The 16954-nt window shown below is 33.9% G+C and carries 15 protein-coding genes and 1 pseudogene; all 16 read right to left on the bottom strand.

Annotated elements, in window-relative coordinates:
• Nucleotides 1–801, bottom strand: coding sequence for a polysaccharide biosynthesis/export family protein (locus tag ACEN25_RS04000; protein WP_441801774.1), 801 nt, complete (start codon nt 799–801; stop codon nt 1–3).
• Between the two features lie 57 nt (nt 802–858).
• The gene (locus ACEN25_RS03995; protein WP_441801773.1) at nt 859–2205 is read right to left on the bottom strand and encodes an exopolysaccharide biosynthesis polyprenyl glycosylphosphotransferase; all 1347 of its coding nucleotides are present in this window, start codon (nt 2203–2205) and stop codon (nt 859–861) included.
• A gap of 179 nt (nt 2206–2384) precedes the next feature.
• Nucleotides 2385–3323 (bottom strand): UDP-glucuronic acid decarboxylase family protein, encoded by a 939-nt coding sequence (locus ACEN25_RS03990; RefSeq protein ID WP_441801772.1) that lies wholly within the window; start codon nt 3321–3323, stop codon nt 2385–2387.
• 35 nt (nt 3324–3358) lie between these two features.
• Nucleotides 3359–4474, bottom strand: coding sequence for a glycosyltransferase family 4 protein (locus tag ACEN25_RS03985; RefSeq protein ID WP_441801771.1), 1116 nt, complete (start codon nt 4472–4474; stop codon nt 3359–3361).
• On the bottom strand, nt 4471–5649 hold the full coding sequence (locus ACEN25_RS03980; RefSeq protein WP_441801770.1) for a glycosyltransferase: 1179 nt from the start codon (nt 5647–5649) through the stop codon (nt 4471–4473). The genes ACEN25_RS03985 and ACEN25_RS03980 overlap by 4 nt, the downstream gene beginning before the upstream one ends.
• On the bottom strand, nt 5646–6923 hold the full coding sequence (locus ACEN25_RS03975; RefSeq protein WP_441801769.1) for a NosD domain-containing protein: 1278 nt from the start codon (nt 6921–6923) through the stop codon (nt 5646–5648). Before ACEN25_RS03975 ends, ACEN25_RS03980 begins: the two co-directional genes overlap by 4 nt.
• A gap of 209 nt (nt 6924–7132) precedes the next feature.
• Nucleotides 7133–8149, bottom strand: a complete 1017-nt coding sequence (locus ACEN25_RS03970) for a hypothetical protein (protein WP_441801768.1) — start codon at nt 8147–8149, stop codon at nt 7133–7135.
• Between the two features lie 137 nt (nt 8150–8286).
• Entirely contained in the window at nt 8287–8784 is a 498-nt protein-coding gene (locus ACEN25_RS03965; protein WP_441801767.1) for a serine O-acetyltransferase, read from the bottom strand.
• A gap of 11 nt (nt 8785–8795) precedes the next feature.
• Nucleotides 8796–9692 carry a glycosyltransferase family 2 protein gene (locus ACEN25_RS03960; RefSeq protein ID WP_441801766.1) on the bottom strand — a complete coding sequence of 299 codons (897 nt, stop codon included), beginning with the start codon at nt 9690–9692 and terminating at the stop codon, nt 8796–8798.
• A gap of 70 nt (nt 9693–9762) precedes the next feature.
• Nucleotides 9763–11226: a hypothetical protein gene (locus ACEN25_RS03955; RefSeq protein WP_441801765.1), complete on the bottom strand. Its 1464-nt coding sequence runs from the start codon at nt 11224–11226 to the stop codon at nt 9763–9765.
• A gap of 10 nt (nt 11227–11236) precedes the next feature.
• Complete coding sequence (locus ACEN25_RS03950; protein WP_441801764.1) at nt 11237–11653, bottom strand: acyltransferase; 417 nt, start codon at nt 11651–11653, stop codon at nt 11237–11239.
• Between the two features lie 109 nt (nt 11654–11762).
• On the bottom strand, nt 11763–13178 hold the full coding sequence (locus ACEN25_RS03945; protein WP_441801763.1) for a lipopolysaccharide biosynthesis protein: 1416 nt from the start codon (nt 13176–13178) through the stop codon (nt 11763–11765).
• 13 nt (nt 13179–13191) lie between these two features.
• Nucleotides 13192–13662 (bottom strand): acyltransferase, encoded by a 471-nt coding sequence (locus ACEN25_RS03940; protein ID WP_441801762.1) that lies wholly within the window; start codon nt 13660–13662, stop codon nt 13192–13194.
• 43 nt (nt 13663–13705) lie between these two features.
• The gene (locus tag ACEN25_RS03935) at nt 13706–14857 is read right to left on the bottom strand and encodes a cytidylyltransferase domain-containing protein (protein WP_441801761.1); all 1152 of its coding nucleotides are present in this window, start codon (nt 14855–14857) and stop codon (nt 13706–13708) included.
• A 130-nt stretch (nt 14858–14987) separates the two neighbouring features.
• Nucleotides 14988–15860, bottom strand: coding sequence for an N-acetylneuraminate synthase family protein (locus tag ACEN25_RS03930; RefSeq protein WP_441801760.1), 873 nt, complete (start codon nt 15858–15860; stop codon nt 14988–14990).
• Nucleotides 15861–15953: 93 nt separating this feature from the next.
• Nucleotides 15954–16950 (bottom strand): annotated as a pseudogene (gene rfbB, locus ACEN25_RS03925) (dTDP-glucose 4,6-dehydratase).
• Between the last annotated feature and the right edge of the window lie 4 nt (nt 16951–16954).

Here is a 16954-nt window from a genome sequence, read left to right as displayed (position 1 = left end):
TTATCTTACAAATAAAACTACTAGAGATATTAATACGGAAGCAACTGATATAAATAAGCCGCTATTCGGGTTTAAACTTCCTGCCTGCCGTTGCGAGTCATTGAGCTCAACATACAATACATCATTTTGTTTCAAATAATAATATTCTGAATCAATGATGCTGTTATCGGTAAGGTCTAAGTAGGCTTTGGTAACTTTATCATTTTCCTCGCGCATCACGAGTACATTATCCCGACGTCCAAAAATCTGCATATCTCCGGCTAAACCTAAAGCTTTGGGTATGGTCAAATATTCGTTAGAAATAGTATAAGTACCGGGATTGCGAACAGCTCCCAATACCGAAACCTGAAAGTTAGAGAGTTTTACGTTAACAATTGGTTTAGTCACATAGGCGGTAATCATTGTTTTTAATTTATCTGCCAACGCGACTCGGGTTAAACCCCGCACATAGATAGTACCTAATACCGGAAATTCTATATTTCCGTTTTGATCTACTAAATAGGTTTGTAGTTGGCCTCCACCACCTATATTAACAGAACCACCAGATACGCTCCCGGAACTTGTAATAGGTGGGTTAAAAGGTAATGCGGCTTCCTGCTCAATCGCACTCACCGTAATGGTCAATTCATCATTGGGTTGTATGGTTAAAAAGGATTTTGCAGGCTGTTCCATAGATATCGTCGCTGGTATACTCAATTCTTTAGACTCGTAAAAGTAGGTAGTATCTTTACGAGATACGCAGGAGCTAAAAAATAACAACAGTGCAACTGTATAAAAACTAAAAATCGAAATACGTCTCATAGGTAAAATTTGCTCAAAAATAGTATTATCTTTTTAAGGAGAAAGATTTAATTTATTTTAGTAAGCTTTCTCCTCGCCCTGTATAGCATTCAAAACCGTCTTAATAATGATTTTAATATCAAGAAGCAGCGACCATTTTTCTACATAAAAGATATCGAGTCGGGTGCGGTTTACAATATCGGCCTGCTGCACGATTTCTCCGCGATAACCGCGTACCTGCGCCAGACCCGTAATACCGGGTTTTACAAAATGACGAACCAAATACTTATCCACCGAACTTTGATAGAGCTCGGTATGCAATTCCATATGCGGCCGCGGACCTACCACACTCATATCGCCCAGCAATACATTATAAAATTGCGGCAACTCGTCGATGCTGGTGCGGCGCAAAATACGACCTAGTTTTGTAACCCGCTTATCATTTTTGGTCATCATGGTTCTATCGGCATCGGCGGTGGTGGTCATCGAGCGGAATTTATAACACCAGAATACCTTACGATCTACTCCGTGCCGCTTTTGCTTAAAAAATAGGGGCTCATTAGAATTAAAACGCTGCAATATAAAAATAATGGGGCTCAACCACGACAATATACCTACGATTACTAAAAGTGAAAAAATTACATCAAAAACACGTTTAGACCAGTGTGCCCAGAGCGTGTCTAGAGGCAACTCACGCATATTTAAAACCGGCACAGACCGGTACATTTCAATCGTCATTGCACGGGTAAATATTTCTTTATTATCGGGAATAATTTTCAGCTTTTTCATATTGTTATCTGCAAAAGCCATCAGGTTAAGCAGTTCTGCCTGTGACAGGCGGGAAACGGTGCAAAAAACTTGATCGATATTCTGGTTTAATATATACTGAAAACACTCTTCAATTTTGCCCAAATAGGTAGGACTTTTAGAATGTTGATTGTCAAAATAGCCTTTATAGCGATACCCCAAATCGCCTTCATCAAACACACTTCGTATTTTTTTTAAATTCCGGTCGCGTCCTATTACTACCACGTTTACCTGGTTCCCGCCCATCTCACGGTAGCTGCTACGCGCCCAAAAAAAGGAAATACGATAAACTAAAAGACATACGTAAATAACACCTAAGGCAAAAGACGGATTCCCGGAGGCTGTGATCCCGGCTCTTCGAAAACCAAACCAGGCAAAAAATGCCAACCCAAAAACCAATAACAATTGTACAAAACGATGAAAGTTATCCCAAAAGCGTTCTTTTCGCGCGGTAGGATAAAAATTAAGCCAATAGGTACTCAATACCCAGGAAAAATTGAAGTAGACAATCGCCCAAAAATTGAGATAGGTTTCGGGTACAAAAAATCCCAGAATTCCATTGATAAGCACCAAATGAATTACAATAGATATCGGAATGGTATATTTTGAAAAACGCAAATGAAGTTAATTATAAAATTATTAATGGAATAAACTGAGAAAATATACTTCCAAAACCTTTGGATGAATTAAAAAAATTAAATGTGTTTAAAAATTTTATGTTCTAGGTAGAGATGCTTTTTTGCATTGCAAAATATCTAAAAAACATTAGATATATAAAAATATATAAAGCAATTAAACTATTTTAATAATTTATTAAAATAAGCTATCGTTTTGTAAAGACCGGTTTCAAGATCTATTTGAGCTTGCCAATTATTTAAGTTCGAATAGGCTAAAGAAACATCAGGCTGCCTTTGTTTTGGGTCATCTTGAGGTAAGGGCATAAATTGAATTTTAGAATTAGATCCTGTAATTTTTAAAATTGTTTCTGCCAGCTCAAGCATGGTAAATTCCTGTGCGTTACCAATATTTACAGGGCCTGTAAAACCAGAGTCACTTGCCATTAATCGTATTAGTCCTTCTACAAGATCAGCCACATATTGAAACGACCGGGTTTGCGTACCGTCGCCAAATATGGTAATGTCTTCGCCCTTTAATGCCTGTACAATAAAATTAGACACCACACGCCCATCTTGAGGATCCATATTGGGGCCATAGGTATTAAAAATACGTGCAATTTTAATAGCTACATTATTTTGACGATGATAGTCAATAAATAAGGTTTCCGCACAACGTTTACCCTCATCATAACATGACCGCGGACCTATAGGATTTACATTACCCCAGTAAGTTTCTGGTTGCGGGTGTACTATAGGGTCACCATAAACCTCAGAAGTACTTGCCTGTAAAATTTTTGCTTTAACACGCTTGGCAAGTCCCAGCATATTGATGGCTCCCATTACCGAAGTCTTCATCGTTTTAATGGGGTTGTACTGGTAGTGCACCGGGCTTGCAGGACAGGCTAAATTATAAATCTCATCTACTTCTGCATAATAAGGTTCAGTGACATCGTGACGTACCAATTCAAAATAAGGATGGTCAAGCAGATGAATAATAGTTGATTTACTTCCTGTAAAGTAATTGTCCAGACAAATTACCTCATGGCCTTCATTTAAAAGACGTTCACATAAATGTGATCCGATAAATCCCGCTCCGCCGGTAATTAATATTTTTTTCAAATATTTAATTTTTTCAAAATTATAAACCCTATTGATTACTTTTTCAAATGATCTGTAAACTTTAAATTTACAAATGTTTCAAGTTCGCTTTTAAAACGCTTAGTTTCAAATCTCGCAGCTGCATCACGTATGTTTATGGCTTTAAAATGATCTATATCCCCTTCAAAACTGGCAATTGCTTCTACCAGACTCTTAACAGATTGCTCATTAAAAAAGATTCCGGTTCGCCCCTCAATCACCGTCTCTAACGCCCCTCCTTTACCGTAGGCTATTACCGGTGTGCCGCAGGCCTGAGCTTCAACAGGCACAATCCCAAAATCTTCTTCGGCAGCAAAAATAAATGCTTTAGCCCGTTTCATATGATCTTTAAGTACCGAAAAAGGCTGATAGCCTAAAATACGCACATTTGCTCCAGCCAGCTTTTTTATTTTCTCCATGTCGGGACCGTCACCAATAACCACCAGCCTTTTATCCGGGAGTTCTTTAAAAGCGGCAACAATCAAATCAATTTTTTTATAGGGAACAAGTCGGGAACAGGTAAAATAAAAATCTTCTTTAGTTGCCTGAAAATCAAAATCCTGAACAGCGACCGGCGGATATATGATCTCAGCAGATCTGCGATACACCTTTTCAATACGTTTACCTATATATTTAGAATTGCCTATAAAATGATCAACGCGGTTTGCAGCTATCACATCCCAAATACGCAGTTTGTGTAAAAAGTATTTAACGATAAAACCTTTCAATCCTTTCTGTAAACCGGCTTCTCTTAAATACTGATGGTGCAAATCCCAGGCATAACGCACCGGTGAATGGCAGTAACAAATGTGCAGCTGTTTGCTGTTTGTCAATACCCCTTTTGCCACTGCATAAGACGAACTGATCACCAGATCGTATTTCGAAAGATCAAAGCTCTCAACGGCCAGACTAAAAAAAGGCAGGTAATTTCGGTATTGGGTTTTGGCAAATGGAAATTTTTGAATGAAAGAGGCGGTTACCTGCTCTTCAGGTATATCCAATTTCTCCAGTATTTGCGGTGTATACACCAGAGTATAGACATCGGCTTGAGGATAAAGCTGGTAAATAGCCTTAAATACCTGCTCTGCCCCTCCCATTTCAGTCAGCCAGTCTTGGATTAAGGCTATTCTCATAAAACTGAATATATCTTTAATATATTTTTCAAATAAACATCAGATGAAAATTGATCCTCATTGAATATGGTATTGGGTGGAAGATTCTTTAGTTTTTTGAACACATTATTTATTTCCACATTCCAATCATCTACCAAAATTTTAGAGCTTGTGAGGTTAGACATTTCAGTCATGCCGCCCAATTTTCTTGCTAATATTATGTTGCCATACGCTGCTCCTTCAATAATTGATAAAGGTGCATTTTCATACCATACTGAAGGAAGTAATAAAACATTTGCATTAAGCAAATAATCTTCCAATACCCCACCATCCTTAAAACCGTGAAAATAAACATTAGAAAGATCTGAAGCTTCTACTAATGCTTTCAGTCGCATTTCTTCCTCTCCCTTACCAAGTATATCTATTCTAGTCGAGGTCTCATTTACAAAATCGGACTCTCCATACGCTGCTAAAAATTCGTACAAACCTTTTTCTCTAGAAAGACGGCCTATAAACAATATACTTAGACTATTTTGAGTCGAATCTTTGTGTAAAGTCACATCCTTAGGTACTTTAAGATTAATAGGGTTACGGATAACAATGATTGGATAATTTTGATAATTCTTTTGAAATGTACTTTTTAAGAAATCGCTTGGGCTGACAACAACATCTATAGAATTCTGTATCCTGAAAATAAAGGTTGCAAAAAACCATTGTATTTTCTTTGCCAGACTATATTTAAAACCTCTGTGATCAAGCTTCTTAAATAACCAAAATGAAGGCTTACATTTTTCAACAGGAATATTCCTAACGATTCCTTTTTCGAAATACATCATTCCACTAGAGGGGCATATAAGGTGGTAATCGTGAGCTGTAAAAACAACTTTAGCATTATTAATTTTACAATATTCCTTTATAGCTGAAAATACTGCCAACGACAAATAATGATAATAATTATGAATATGTATAACGGTCGGCTTAAAATTTATAAGAACTTCAGATAATCGATTTTTGACATCCTGATTATAAATATATTTGAATAAGCTCTTTGGTTGAATTTTACTTTGTTCTCCACAAAAGTATTCAACAATAGTACCTCTTCGTTTCAATAAACTATAGGTTTCACGAAAAACACCCTCAGCACCCCCTCCGTAAAAGAAATCATTAATTAAAAGCACTCTAACAGGCGTCTTCATTTCTTAGTAGTAAAGTTTATCAAATAATTATTTAAACGATTCGCTTTGGCATCCATTGATATCAATCTTCCATTAAGTTGATAGAGTTTCTTATAATCTTCAACTTTAAAGCGATCGGCCTGTGAAAAAAAGCTGTTCTTCGATAACAGAAAAGGACTTTTTTCGTCACCATCTATATAAAATAGATAACTCCCCCCTTGTAATGCACTGGTACTAATTATACTGTTCGATGCGATTAACAATTCATCTGCCTGAGTTCTTCCTTTGGTTTTCTTATCATAAATACCCATTCCTAGACGAAATCCGTTTAGTTTTCCAAATTCCATTATAATTTTATTTTCGTGCCAATTTAAATTAGAGCGATTTTCAGCAGCAAGTCCTATTTGCTCAAATTTTCCCCAAAATTTATAAGTATTACACAGGCTGTCATTATTGATTATTATTAAATTATCGGCAACTTCATTATTCGAGGAAAAATACACATGGGGCGCTTCTCCTCTACGCTCCATTATGCCTACCTTAGAATGCTCCACGGTGTTCCCTACAATTTTATTATCATAGGTTTCGGCTTTAATATCAATCCCGTAAAAATATCCAAAAACATAATTCCCCTTTATGATGTTATTTTTAGGCCCCTGATCAAGAGTTATCCCTTGTGCCAAAACATCCACTTTTTTTTGAGGGTCTCCGTATTCATACCCGTATAAAAAATTACCCTGAATTAAAGAATTATCACTGCCGGTACCAAATATGCTTAAATCCCCGTCTCCAAGAGCCCCATATATTTGGTTATTGAGTACTTGGCTATTTTTAGTACTATATAATAATATAGCAGATTGGGGACGATTGATTTTATGAGTATAACTTTTATTAATAAATAAATTATTTTCTATAGTAAGATCACTTGATTTAAATGAGCAAACTCCATAGTAGGTATTGACAAATCGATTATTATCCATACGGATATATCGAGAGTCCTTAAGATTATATGCGGCTCCATTGTAGAGTTTACGAGACTTCATATATTCACTTCCAAATAAGTTCTCAAAAACAAAGCCTGTTAATCTCAGATTACTAGAATTCTTAATGTAAAAAAAACTTACGAGACCTTCTTCAGATTTGGATATAGCGTTAAACAACCTCACCCCTTTTTCTGCTTTGAGCTCTAGCCTATCCATTCCATCTATCAGTATACCGTAGCTTCCTATTTTATCATCTTTTCCGCTGGGTTCGATTAAATAGCTTCCGGGAGTAAATACAATTGTTCGGCTCAATTTGGCCTTTTTTGCTTCTTCTAAACATTTTAGAATCGCAGGAGTAGAATTCACCTTTCCTGTAGGATCAGCCCCAAAATCAATGGGATTCAATGATTTACACGATAGATCGCTTACGTTACACACCAACAGTAAAAGTACAGATAAAAAAATATTCATGATTTACAATTAAATGGGTTCATTAGCAAGATAGGTATTCAAAAAAAACCTCAGTTTCTCAAATAGATTCTATTGATTTTTATTAAGACACTTAGGACTAATATCAAAAAAGCAGGTGTATAAAAATAAATAAACCCATACCACTGGATTCTTAACTGCATAATCAAAATTAAAACCAAAAGCATATTAAAAAATAAGCTATTCTCATTCTTATTACTTTTTACAATAATAAAGCGGATTAAAAATGCCAAGAATATACCATAAACAACGACACCAATAAAACCAAATGCGATAATACCTTCGGTATAATAAAGACCTCCTCCCGGATTTGCCATTACTTTATCCCGTAAAAATTCTGTAAAATTAAATTCAGAAGAAATACCATTATATTCCCCCGGCAGGAAACCGAAAAAAAAATTTAGTAATACATCAGTATTAACACCGTGTTTTAAATTATAATACCATCCGGTCAAATAGATAAACGATACATCTACTGTGGTGCTTTGTGTAAATACGGAAGATAAGAGGTATTGCATGTTAAAATTTCTATCCGCTCTCAACAACTCGCCTAAGATACCGAGACCAAAAATACCTCCCATTAAGGGGTAAAAGTATTTCGTTGAAATCTTCTCTTCCAGATACAAATAATTTTCTGAATTTTTGTCAAATATCAGGTGAAGAATCACAGCCATCATGGCATCCACGCGTTCCCCTACTAAAATAGCAAATGCAAGTACTATAAGATGTAGCACAGAAGCAAAATCAAATTTGCTTTTTTTGGAACAAATCAGCAGAACGGAAAACACTAGGCATATAGAACCTGATTGAACTCCAATATCAATATGAAATCTTCGAGGATACGTAAGAATAAATGCAATTAAATACAAGAATACCAAAAGTACTCGGATATAAGAAGGGATTACAATCCTCCTAAAACGTATTACGGTATTACGCAAAGGAAATAACGCAATTAAAAAAAATAAAAATCCGAAACAAGCTGCGTAAAATGCTTTGCTTTTAAGTTCATTAGAAAAATAATTATAATAAACTTCGAGAATTCCCTTCATGGGAAAATCAAACTTGTAGAGAAATAAGACAATAAGCGGATACAAAAAAATCGCTAATATGATTTTCAGTAAAACGCTTTTAAAATATTTTAAAATTAAAAAGCTAAAAAATAATAAGATCAACAAATCCAAACCCATCAATTTCTCCTTATAATCCGTGCTGGATTACCAACGACAACACAATTATCAGGTATATCCTTAACCACAATACTTCCTGCTCCAATCTTCACATTATTGCCTATTTCAATATTACCTAAAATACAAACATGAGCCCCAACATCCACATTATTTCCCAGTTTTGGCCCTTGAGTCACCCCCCCGTTTACAAGTTGCTTATTTCCTAAAGTAGTACTATGTCTTAAAGTACAATTACTCCCAATAGATGTATTTGCAAAAATCACCAAAGACTGTCCATGGTAAACAATTGCTCCTCTTCCCAGTTCAACATTCCAATTAATCTCAACCCCCATAATCCACTCTATGAATAAACGATAAAGGGGCAAATACCAAAATAGAAATAAAAACATCAATTTCCGTTTACGTATCAAGTTAGCCAATCGAAAATTCAGCAACACAAATCTTCCTTTAGAATTGCCTTTGTTAGCTTTCCAATCTTGGAATAAATTATTTAACATAAAAAAAAGATTTAATACAAGCTCTTACCTAAAAAATTTTTAACGACCGCTTTTATTAAGGAAATGCATATATTATTGTTGTGCTTTTTAGCCAAATAAATGGTTTGCTTTAATTTTCGAATACCATATTTTTTGGATAGTAAAATATCTGATCCCAAACCTAATTTGTATTTATTTTTTTTTTGATTATGCAAGTAATCATTGATCCGGAGTTTAGCAGCAAATCGCTCATCAAAAAAAGATTCGTCAGGCACTCTATAGGTAAGACTTTTAGAATTGTAGGTAACGCAATAGATTTGTGATTTACTCACTGCAATATTACGTGCAAGTTCTCCGGCTTGAATCACAAAACGCGCATCATTACCTACCTTAACTTCTTCAAATTTTAAGTCATTGGCAATTACAAAGCCATGTCTAAAAAGTTTACTCCAAGGAGCCCAGTTTATATAAATCAAATCCTCTCTACTTGAAAGCTTGTCTGCGCGGTATTTATGAATTATGTCCTCGAGATGTCGGTTTCTTTTACTGGGTTTACCTGTAGCACTATCTACACTAGACGCTGAAAAATAAACCAGATCGTTATTTGTATTAAAGAAAGGAGTTATACAATCTAAAAAGCCCTCATTAAAAAAATCATCCGCATCTGCAAACAGCAACCATTCACCTGTAGCATGCTGTAAACCTACATTTCTTGCATAGCCAGCACCAAGCCCTTCTTTGGTCAAAAAAACTGATGTATATTCTCGCTCTAATCCTGGGAAATGTTCAAATTTAACTTTATTTGCATCACTGTTGTCGTCGACTACTATGACCTGAATGCTTTCTATATCAAGTATCGAATTTAGGCAACGTCTTAAAAGTTCAGGACTGTTTTTGTGAGGAATAATAATTGATAAGTTAATTACCATTATAAAAAAGAAATCTTAATTATTTTTGAAATGAGGATATCTCTATTTAATACTAAAACTATTATGCGACTTATTTTAGCAAAGCAGGCAATACATCAATATAAGATTGATTAGTGATAAACTCTTGATTCTTGGCATTTTTTTCTGAAATCTTATACTGTTTATCCAAAAACTCAAATAAACAATCGTTATTTTTTTCATTAAAAAACTGGGCCATACCATTTTCTATTAATTCTCCAAAAAATTCCTTACCTACATCACCAATAACTATGTTAACAGGAATTCTAAAGAGAGCTGCTTCTACCACCGCTCCTGAATAATGAGAGACATGAATATTTGTTTTTGTTAAAATAATTGGCAAAGGCTCATTACTTATGGCATCCACAATTACTTTACATTTTAATCCATTTTTTTCAATTATTTGATGAAGATCAATGATCTGCTCAGGTCTCATTCTGGGATGGGTACGTAACCACCATTCATAGTTGGTGGTGGTATTTCTTATTGCATTAATAATGTACGGATGAAGTATAGGGTCTAAAATAGGCTGAAGTGTATAAAGTATTGAAACTTTTTTACCATGAGACCAATCGCCTAAATTAATATTTTTAAATGTTTTTAAATAATCAATCCAAGGATTACCCCCAAAAATTAAGTTTATATTAGATCCCTTTATCATGTAATTTAATTGGTTCTTGGAACTACGGTCCCAGACCCAAAAGGAGCTTGGTAGAGTATTTAATCCATCTTTAGGTAGATTCACGTAATTATAACCAATATGGAATTGCCCTTGCCCTCCGTGCTGCATATCTATAACTTCCACATTTCGCATCTTACATACATTTATAAGCGCATAAATACTTGGGCAATAATAATATAGAACAAAAACCTTTTTAGGTTTTATTTTAGCTAAAATAGCATCCCACGTAAGTCTCCAAGATAAAGTAGATTTTATTTCGTTAACTATGAATTCCTTTAATGCTAAACTATTAAAATGATGAGTTACTTTTAATTCATCAATAAAACCTTCAAAACCAGTTAATTCTTTCAATTCATCTTGACCAAATTTTATTCTGTATCTAAAATAGTGTCTTTGACTGAGTCGGTTGAAAATTAATTGCTCTTCTTTATAATTATGCTTTTTTTTCTTACCATCTATATCTGCGACTACATATGATACATCGGCCTTTTCAATATAATCTATTAATGGCTTAAAAAATTTATTTATGAAAGAACTTTCAAAAACTGTGCGAAAGGTTGAGTAACCAACAAACAATACACTCTTTTGGGTTAGGAGATTGTTACTTTTAAAAAAAAAGAATCCAATTAAAAAATCAAGCCGGAAAACTTTTAATATTTTTTTAAGCTTAGATATTCTTGAAGAATTTGTTTTTTTTTCATAATTTAAGAAGAAGACCGCAGACTTTACAATTGGCCATATATCAACTCCTTCAAAATGCCATTGATAAACAATACCATTGGACTCCCATTGTTTCAAAAACTCAATCAATTCTTTCCTTTTAGTATAGTCCATCTGCTACGCTTTAATGAAATTTTTGGTTGTTTTTTAAATCGATATAATGGCTAACATCTCTTTTACTAAACACTTCAGCAGGATGTCCCCCCGCAATGCAATAATCAGGAATATTCTTTACAACGACACTACCTGCCTGAACTATAACACCTTCTCCCAGCCTGCATCCTGCTAATATGATTACGTTATTACCCAACCAAACATTATCCCCTATCTCAACATCTTTGTAAACATATGTAGAATCATAAGGTATTGCGGAACCTCCATTGAAATTATGATTTTGGGTTATTATTTGACAATTTGATCCCGAATGAAAATTATCCCCAATAGTAACTTTACCACCTCCCTGTATAGTCATGCCATTAAAGTTTACATTTTTACCCAGATATGTGTTCTTAGTAACATACGATTCGTGATTTACTGACAAGGGTAGTTTAAAAGACGCACATTTTTTTTTTACTCTGTGTGTATAAAAAATCTTTTCGTTATCATCTTTAAACTTTTTAAAAAAATAATAACAATAAAATAGTAATAAATTAAATTTCTTTTTCATTATCAAGTAGTTTGAGCTTAAGAACCAAAAAAACGGCTAATGGTATCAAGGTAAATGTTATAAGTAGCTTATACTCAATATTCAAATCAACTATTAAACTAGCTAATACTGTTAGAAGAATTGTCGAAACAGCCCAAATCAGCGGATAGTATTGAACATTATTGACAGATTTAAAAGAAGTGCTAAAATATCCCGCATAACCCATATAAATTAAACAAATAAAAGTGGTAATGGCTGCTGCTTCGATGCCATATATAGGTATAAATATGATATTAAGAATTAAATTTATTAAACCCGCTGTTAACGTCAATTTCCACAACATATTTGTTTTCTCCACATAAAATAATTTACTTACCGCACCTAAATACATAGGCCGATAATTATAAGCCATTATAATGATGATACCTAAGGGGTACATTTTTGCTAAAGCTTCGTTGCTAATCATTAAATTAAAAATCTCCTTTAACCATATACAGCTAAAAAATGTTATTGCAAAAAATGATAGCTGCAATAAAAATATTAAACGCTTTGCTCCCTGGTCATCACTTTTCTTATACATTTTATTAACTAAAGGAGTAATAGCCATACCACAAGCAGTCCCAAGAGAATTAAAAACATTTCCAAAATTATAGGCTAAATTATACTTACCTATGTCTCCAGTAGAAACTTTAAACCAGTCCATTACTATTCGATCTGAACTATCAACCAAATAGGATGAATAGTGATGTGGAATAACAGGAAAGCTAACTTTCAAACTTTTTTTAATTAAACGCCATTTAAAATTATATATAGGCTTTAAATCCAATTTAAAATTAAGAGGATACCAGTAAGAGAAATTATTCAGTAGTCCAGAGATGCATAAACTCCAAAACCACCCCATATAACCCATTTTGAAATATACAATAAAGAGTATATTGAGAAGCACTGTCAAAACCCCAAATAACGCACTCCGCCACGCTACCTGTAAAGGTTTTTGGTTTAATTGATAATACGTCAGCCCTAGAACAGCTGTTTGACCAAAAAAAACTAATGGTAAAACGGTTAAAAAAACTAAAATCCATCGGTGCTCTATAGCTTCTGTTGGTACAACATAATAAATTAGAATGCCCAATATTAAGGCATAAAATATATTCCATAGATTTAAAAAACCATACAACTGTCGCCATAACCATTTGTACTGCGCAGGGTAATGGTAAAAACCGTTAATTATAACGATTCTTAATCCTAAACTAGATAATACTGATAAAGCTGTGGTGTAAGCCATTAAAAGACCATACACTCCAAAATCTATATCAGTTAGATATTTTGTTATTAAAGGTAGAGAAAAGAATGCAGCAATTTTAGAAATTTGAGGGGCTACCCCATAAATTGCTGTATGTGAGAAGAGTTTTTTTAACAAGATTTCTCTATATCTATTTAGATTTTATTTTTTTTGCTGGTATACCACCAACGATACTGTTTGGCGGTAAATCTTTAATCACAACACTATTTGCTCCTACTGTAGTATTCATACCTATATTTACTCCAGGACCTACATAAACATTTACACCCAACCATACTCCATCACCAATGTTTACGTTACCTGTTTTAAACTCTATTTGATTCTCTAGATTAAAATTTTGGTCGGCTAAGGGAGTACTTGTATAAATTCTGACATTATGACTAATTCTACAATTTGCTCCAATCACTACTGTATTGCCTTCATTGATTTGAATCGTTGAGTATCCCCCAACATAAGAATTTTTATCAATTTTTAAATCACCAGTGCCATAAAACAATATTCCAGTGCCGTTAAATCTAAAATCTTTAGCTAAATTATATTTATCTCTATAATTCTGGTAAATTAGAAAATCTTTAAAGTCTAAAACCTTTCTAAAAATCATGTAAATCAAATACCACATTTCAAGAATACTATTACACTAATTCCTATTGATAAAATAACTCTTCAACCAATTCTCTAACTACTCCCTCACCACCATTTTTTTTCAGCTTTAAGATATTGGGAATGTCTTTAATCTTTTTAACTGCATTATTTGGACAAGCTGCCACCCCCACTTTCATCAACAATTCATAACAATTAACATCATCCCCAATATACGCAACATCTTTAATACTTATATCCAATAACTTGCAGATTTCTAATACAGCATTCAATTTGCCCCCATGCTTTTTGCCTTGATAGAGATAATCTATTTTCATTTTATTAGCCCTACGCTTTACAAGATCAGTTATCTCAGAAGTCACAATACCGGTTTTAATTCCTCTTTCTCGTAACATTTGAAAAGCCATCCCATCGTGAGTATTAAATTTCTTTAATTCATCACCATTCTCGGAGTAGTACATACCTGCATCAGTTAGAACTCCATCCACATCACTAACAACTAATTTAATTTTAATTTTTTTCAGATTATTCCTAAGCACAAATCTCTGCATTAAAGATTCGGCAATAATCCAATCCTCTTCCTCATCAATTTCAACTGCGGTAAATTCAGGCATCTCTGCTATACCTATTTTACCACTTAAGCGATTTCGTGACGTTTTTATATTCTCTACTTTATTTATATAAAAAGCTCCGTTCTCAACCAACATACCGTCAAAATCTTGTCTTCTAGGTCTATCATTATGATCATAATTGATAGGCTGTCCGCTTTCTGACCACACAAAACGTTTAGATCTTACACAAGAAAGCACAGAATCATTTGTCTCGTAAACCTTTAAACCTTTTAGGATATCAGAAGGTTGTAGTAATGGTGATGTAGCCTGCACCAAAATAAATGTATCTTCTATAGAAATTTTAGAATTGTTGATATATTCCAGCATAACACTTTCTGTCGAAGCGGTATCAATAGCATTCTCAGGCAATCGACGGTATATTATAACCTTTTTGAAATTGAAAGATTCTACCACTTCAATTATTTCTTCTGAATCAGTTGCTATAATTACAGCATCAATATCTGTTACGTTCTCCAAGCTATTTATTGTCCAATAAACCAACGGTTTACCACAAAAATCTTTGATGTTTTTAAGTGGAATTGATTTACTACCTCCTCTTACAGGTATGAATGCAATCGTTGACATACTAAATATTATATAATTTTCAATATATTAATTTTACAAGAATCCACTTACTTATAAATCAATTCAAGCATAAAAAGCGTAAAACCTTAAATCTTACGCTTTTAAGAATTTTAAAAACTTTTTTTATAATCTAAGCTTTTTGATATTTTAATTTATCTCTTTGTACTTGTTCTATTTCTAAAATCTCTCTTTGTTTGTAATTTAAAGCTTCAAAAGTCGCATTTAAATCTCGACAAAGCTTTTTAAATCCTGCTGGTTCTAGGGAAGCAGCGTGATCAGTACCTTTCCATGTACGATCCTTTGTAAAGTGTCGTTCAATCCAGGTTGCACCTAGAGTGAGGGCTGCGTTATCGATAGCAATTCCCAAATGATGACCTGAAAACCCTACGTGCTTAACTCGATCCCCATACTTTTCTTTTAAACGTGTTATTTCCAATAAACAAACGTCCTTAAACGGTACAGGATACCCTGATGTACAAGAATATATTACAAGTCTATTCTTTGCCTGTTCAGTTTCTTCAAAAAAAGCAACTATTTTAGCTTCTTCATCTTGTGTTGTCATTCCAAACGATAAATGTACATCTCCTTCAAAATCATCACGTAGAACCTTAAGCATCTCAAAATTATTATTACATGCTGAAGGTACTTTTAAAAGATCTGGTTTAAAAGTGATCATCTCTTTTGCTGAAGTAGTATCCCAAACAGAAGTTGAATACTCAAGACCTATAGAATCACAATGTTTTTTTAATTCAGCATGCTGTTCTACTGAGAATTCTAAAAACTCTCTATGTGCACCATAAGTAGTACCATATGAATTTGCTGGATTTGGATGGGGTGCATTGTATTGTTCCTCAGTCAGTAATTCTTTATTGTTTCTTTTTTGAAACTTGGCAACATCTGCACCACAATCCTTTGCTAAATTTAAAAGTTCAATTGCAATATCAAATTCTCCTTTATGATTACAACCGATTTCAGCTATAACCATTGGCTTCTCATAATTCATAATTAAGTATTTAAATTGTTAATAGTTCAAAAATATATTATATATGTAAATTACAATCCATATATGTTGGTTTTAATTGTAATGAGATAGATACTAAATAGTACTATTTTTATTTTTCAAATAATATTCTACCACCTTTATGAGACCGGTCTCAAAGGATTCCTGCGCCTTCCAGCCCAGTTGGTTTTCTATTTTGGTGGCATCAATGGCGTACCTCCGATCGTGCCCGGCACGATCGGTCACATACCGGATTTGTTCTGCATAACTGCCGGCTTTTTGAGGCTTTAATTCATCCAACACCTTACAGATACGTTGGGCAATCTCGATATTGGTATACTCGTTATTTCCGCCAATGTTATAGACGTCGCCTGCAATCCCCTTCTGATATACCAAATCAATGCCTTTACAATGGTCTAAGACATACAACCAATCCCGGATGTTTTGTCCATCTCCATAAGTTTGAATGCCTTCTCCTGCCAGAGCCTTTCGAATTATAATGGGAATGAGTTTTTCTCTATGTTGTTTAGGTCCGTAATTATTATAGCAATTTGTAATTACATAAGGTAAACCATACGTTTCACCATAAGCTCTTACAAAATGATCTGAACTGGCTTTAGATGCTGAATACGGAGAATTAGGATCGTAGGAGGTTTTCTCGGTAAATAATCCCTCAGCGCCTAATGAGCCAAAAAACTTCATCTGTACTTACATGATAAAAACGTTTACCCTCATAGTCCCCATTCCAAATTGTTTTAGCTGCATTTAATAAATTCATGGTCCCAATAACATTAGTTTTAACAAACGCTAATGGGTCTGTAATAGACCGATCTACATGAGATTCTGCAGCCAAATGAATAACTGCATCAAAATTTTCTTTACTAAATAGATTATTTATAAATACAGCATCAGTAATATCTCCTTTAACAAAATGATAATTAGGTCTGTCTTGAATGTCCTGTATATTCTCTAAGTTACCGGCATAAGTAAATGCATCTAAATTAAATATTTAATAAGTAGGATAATTTACAACAAATTGTCTAATAACGTGTGAGCCTATAAAACCTGCTCCTCCGGTAATCAAAATTTTCATTTTT

Origin of the sequence: Leeuwenhoekiella sp. W20_SRS_FM14, assembly GCF_052119605.1 — a bacterium.
GTDB lineage: Bacteria > Bacteroidota > Bacteroidia > Flavobacteriales > Flavobacteriaceae > Leeuwenhoekiella.
Note: the sequence above shows the minus strand (reverse complement) of the source record. Positions and strands in the feature narration are given on the sequence as shown.

Bases quoted from the DNA above. Each gene is read 5' to 3' on its own strand.
- ACEN25_RS04000 (WP_441801774.1), bottom strand. From the start codon at position 801: ATGAGACGTATTTCGATTTTTAGTTTTTATACAGTTGCACTGTTGTTA.
- ACEN25_RS03930 (WP_441801760.1), bottom strand. From the start codon at position 15,860: ATGAATTATGAGAAGCCAATGGTTATAGCTGAAATCGGTTGTAATCAT.
- ACEN25_RS03970 (WP_441801768.1), bottom strand. From the start codon at position 8,149: ATGAAGGGAATTCTCGAAGTTTATTATAATTATTTTTCTAATGAACTT.
- ACEN25_RS03960 (WP_441801766.1), bottom strand. From the start codon at position 9,692: ATGGTAATTAACTTATCAATTATTATTCCTCACAAAAACAGTCCTGAA.
- ACEN25_RS03935 (WP_441801761.1), bottom strand. From the start codon at position 14,857: ATGTCAACGATTGCATTCATACCTGTAAGAGGAGGTAGTAAATCAATT.
- ACEN25_RS03985 (WP_441801771.1), bottom strand. From the start codon at position 4,474: ATGAGAATAGCCTTAATCCAAGACTGGCTGACTGAAATGGGAGGGGCA.
- ACEN25_RS03955 (WP_441801765.1), bottom strand. From the start codon at position 11,226: ATGGACTATACTAAAAGGAAAGAATTGATTGAGTTTTTGAAACAATGG.
- ACEN25_RS03965 (WP_441801767.1), bottom strand. From the start codon at position 8,784: ATGTTAAATAATTTATTCCAAGATTGGAAAGCTAACAAAGGCAATTCT.
- ACEN25_RS03980 (WP_441801770.1), bottom strand. From the start codon at position 5,649: ATGAAGACGCCTGTTAGAGTGCTTTTAATTAATGATTTCTTTTACGGA.
- ACEN25_RS03940 (WP_441801762.1), bottom strand. From the start codon at position 13,662: ATGATTTTTAGAAAGGTTTTAGACTTTAAAGATTTTCTAATTTACCAG.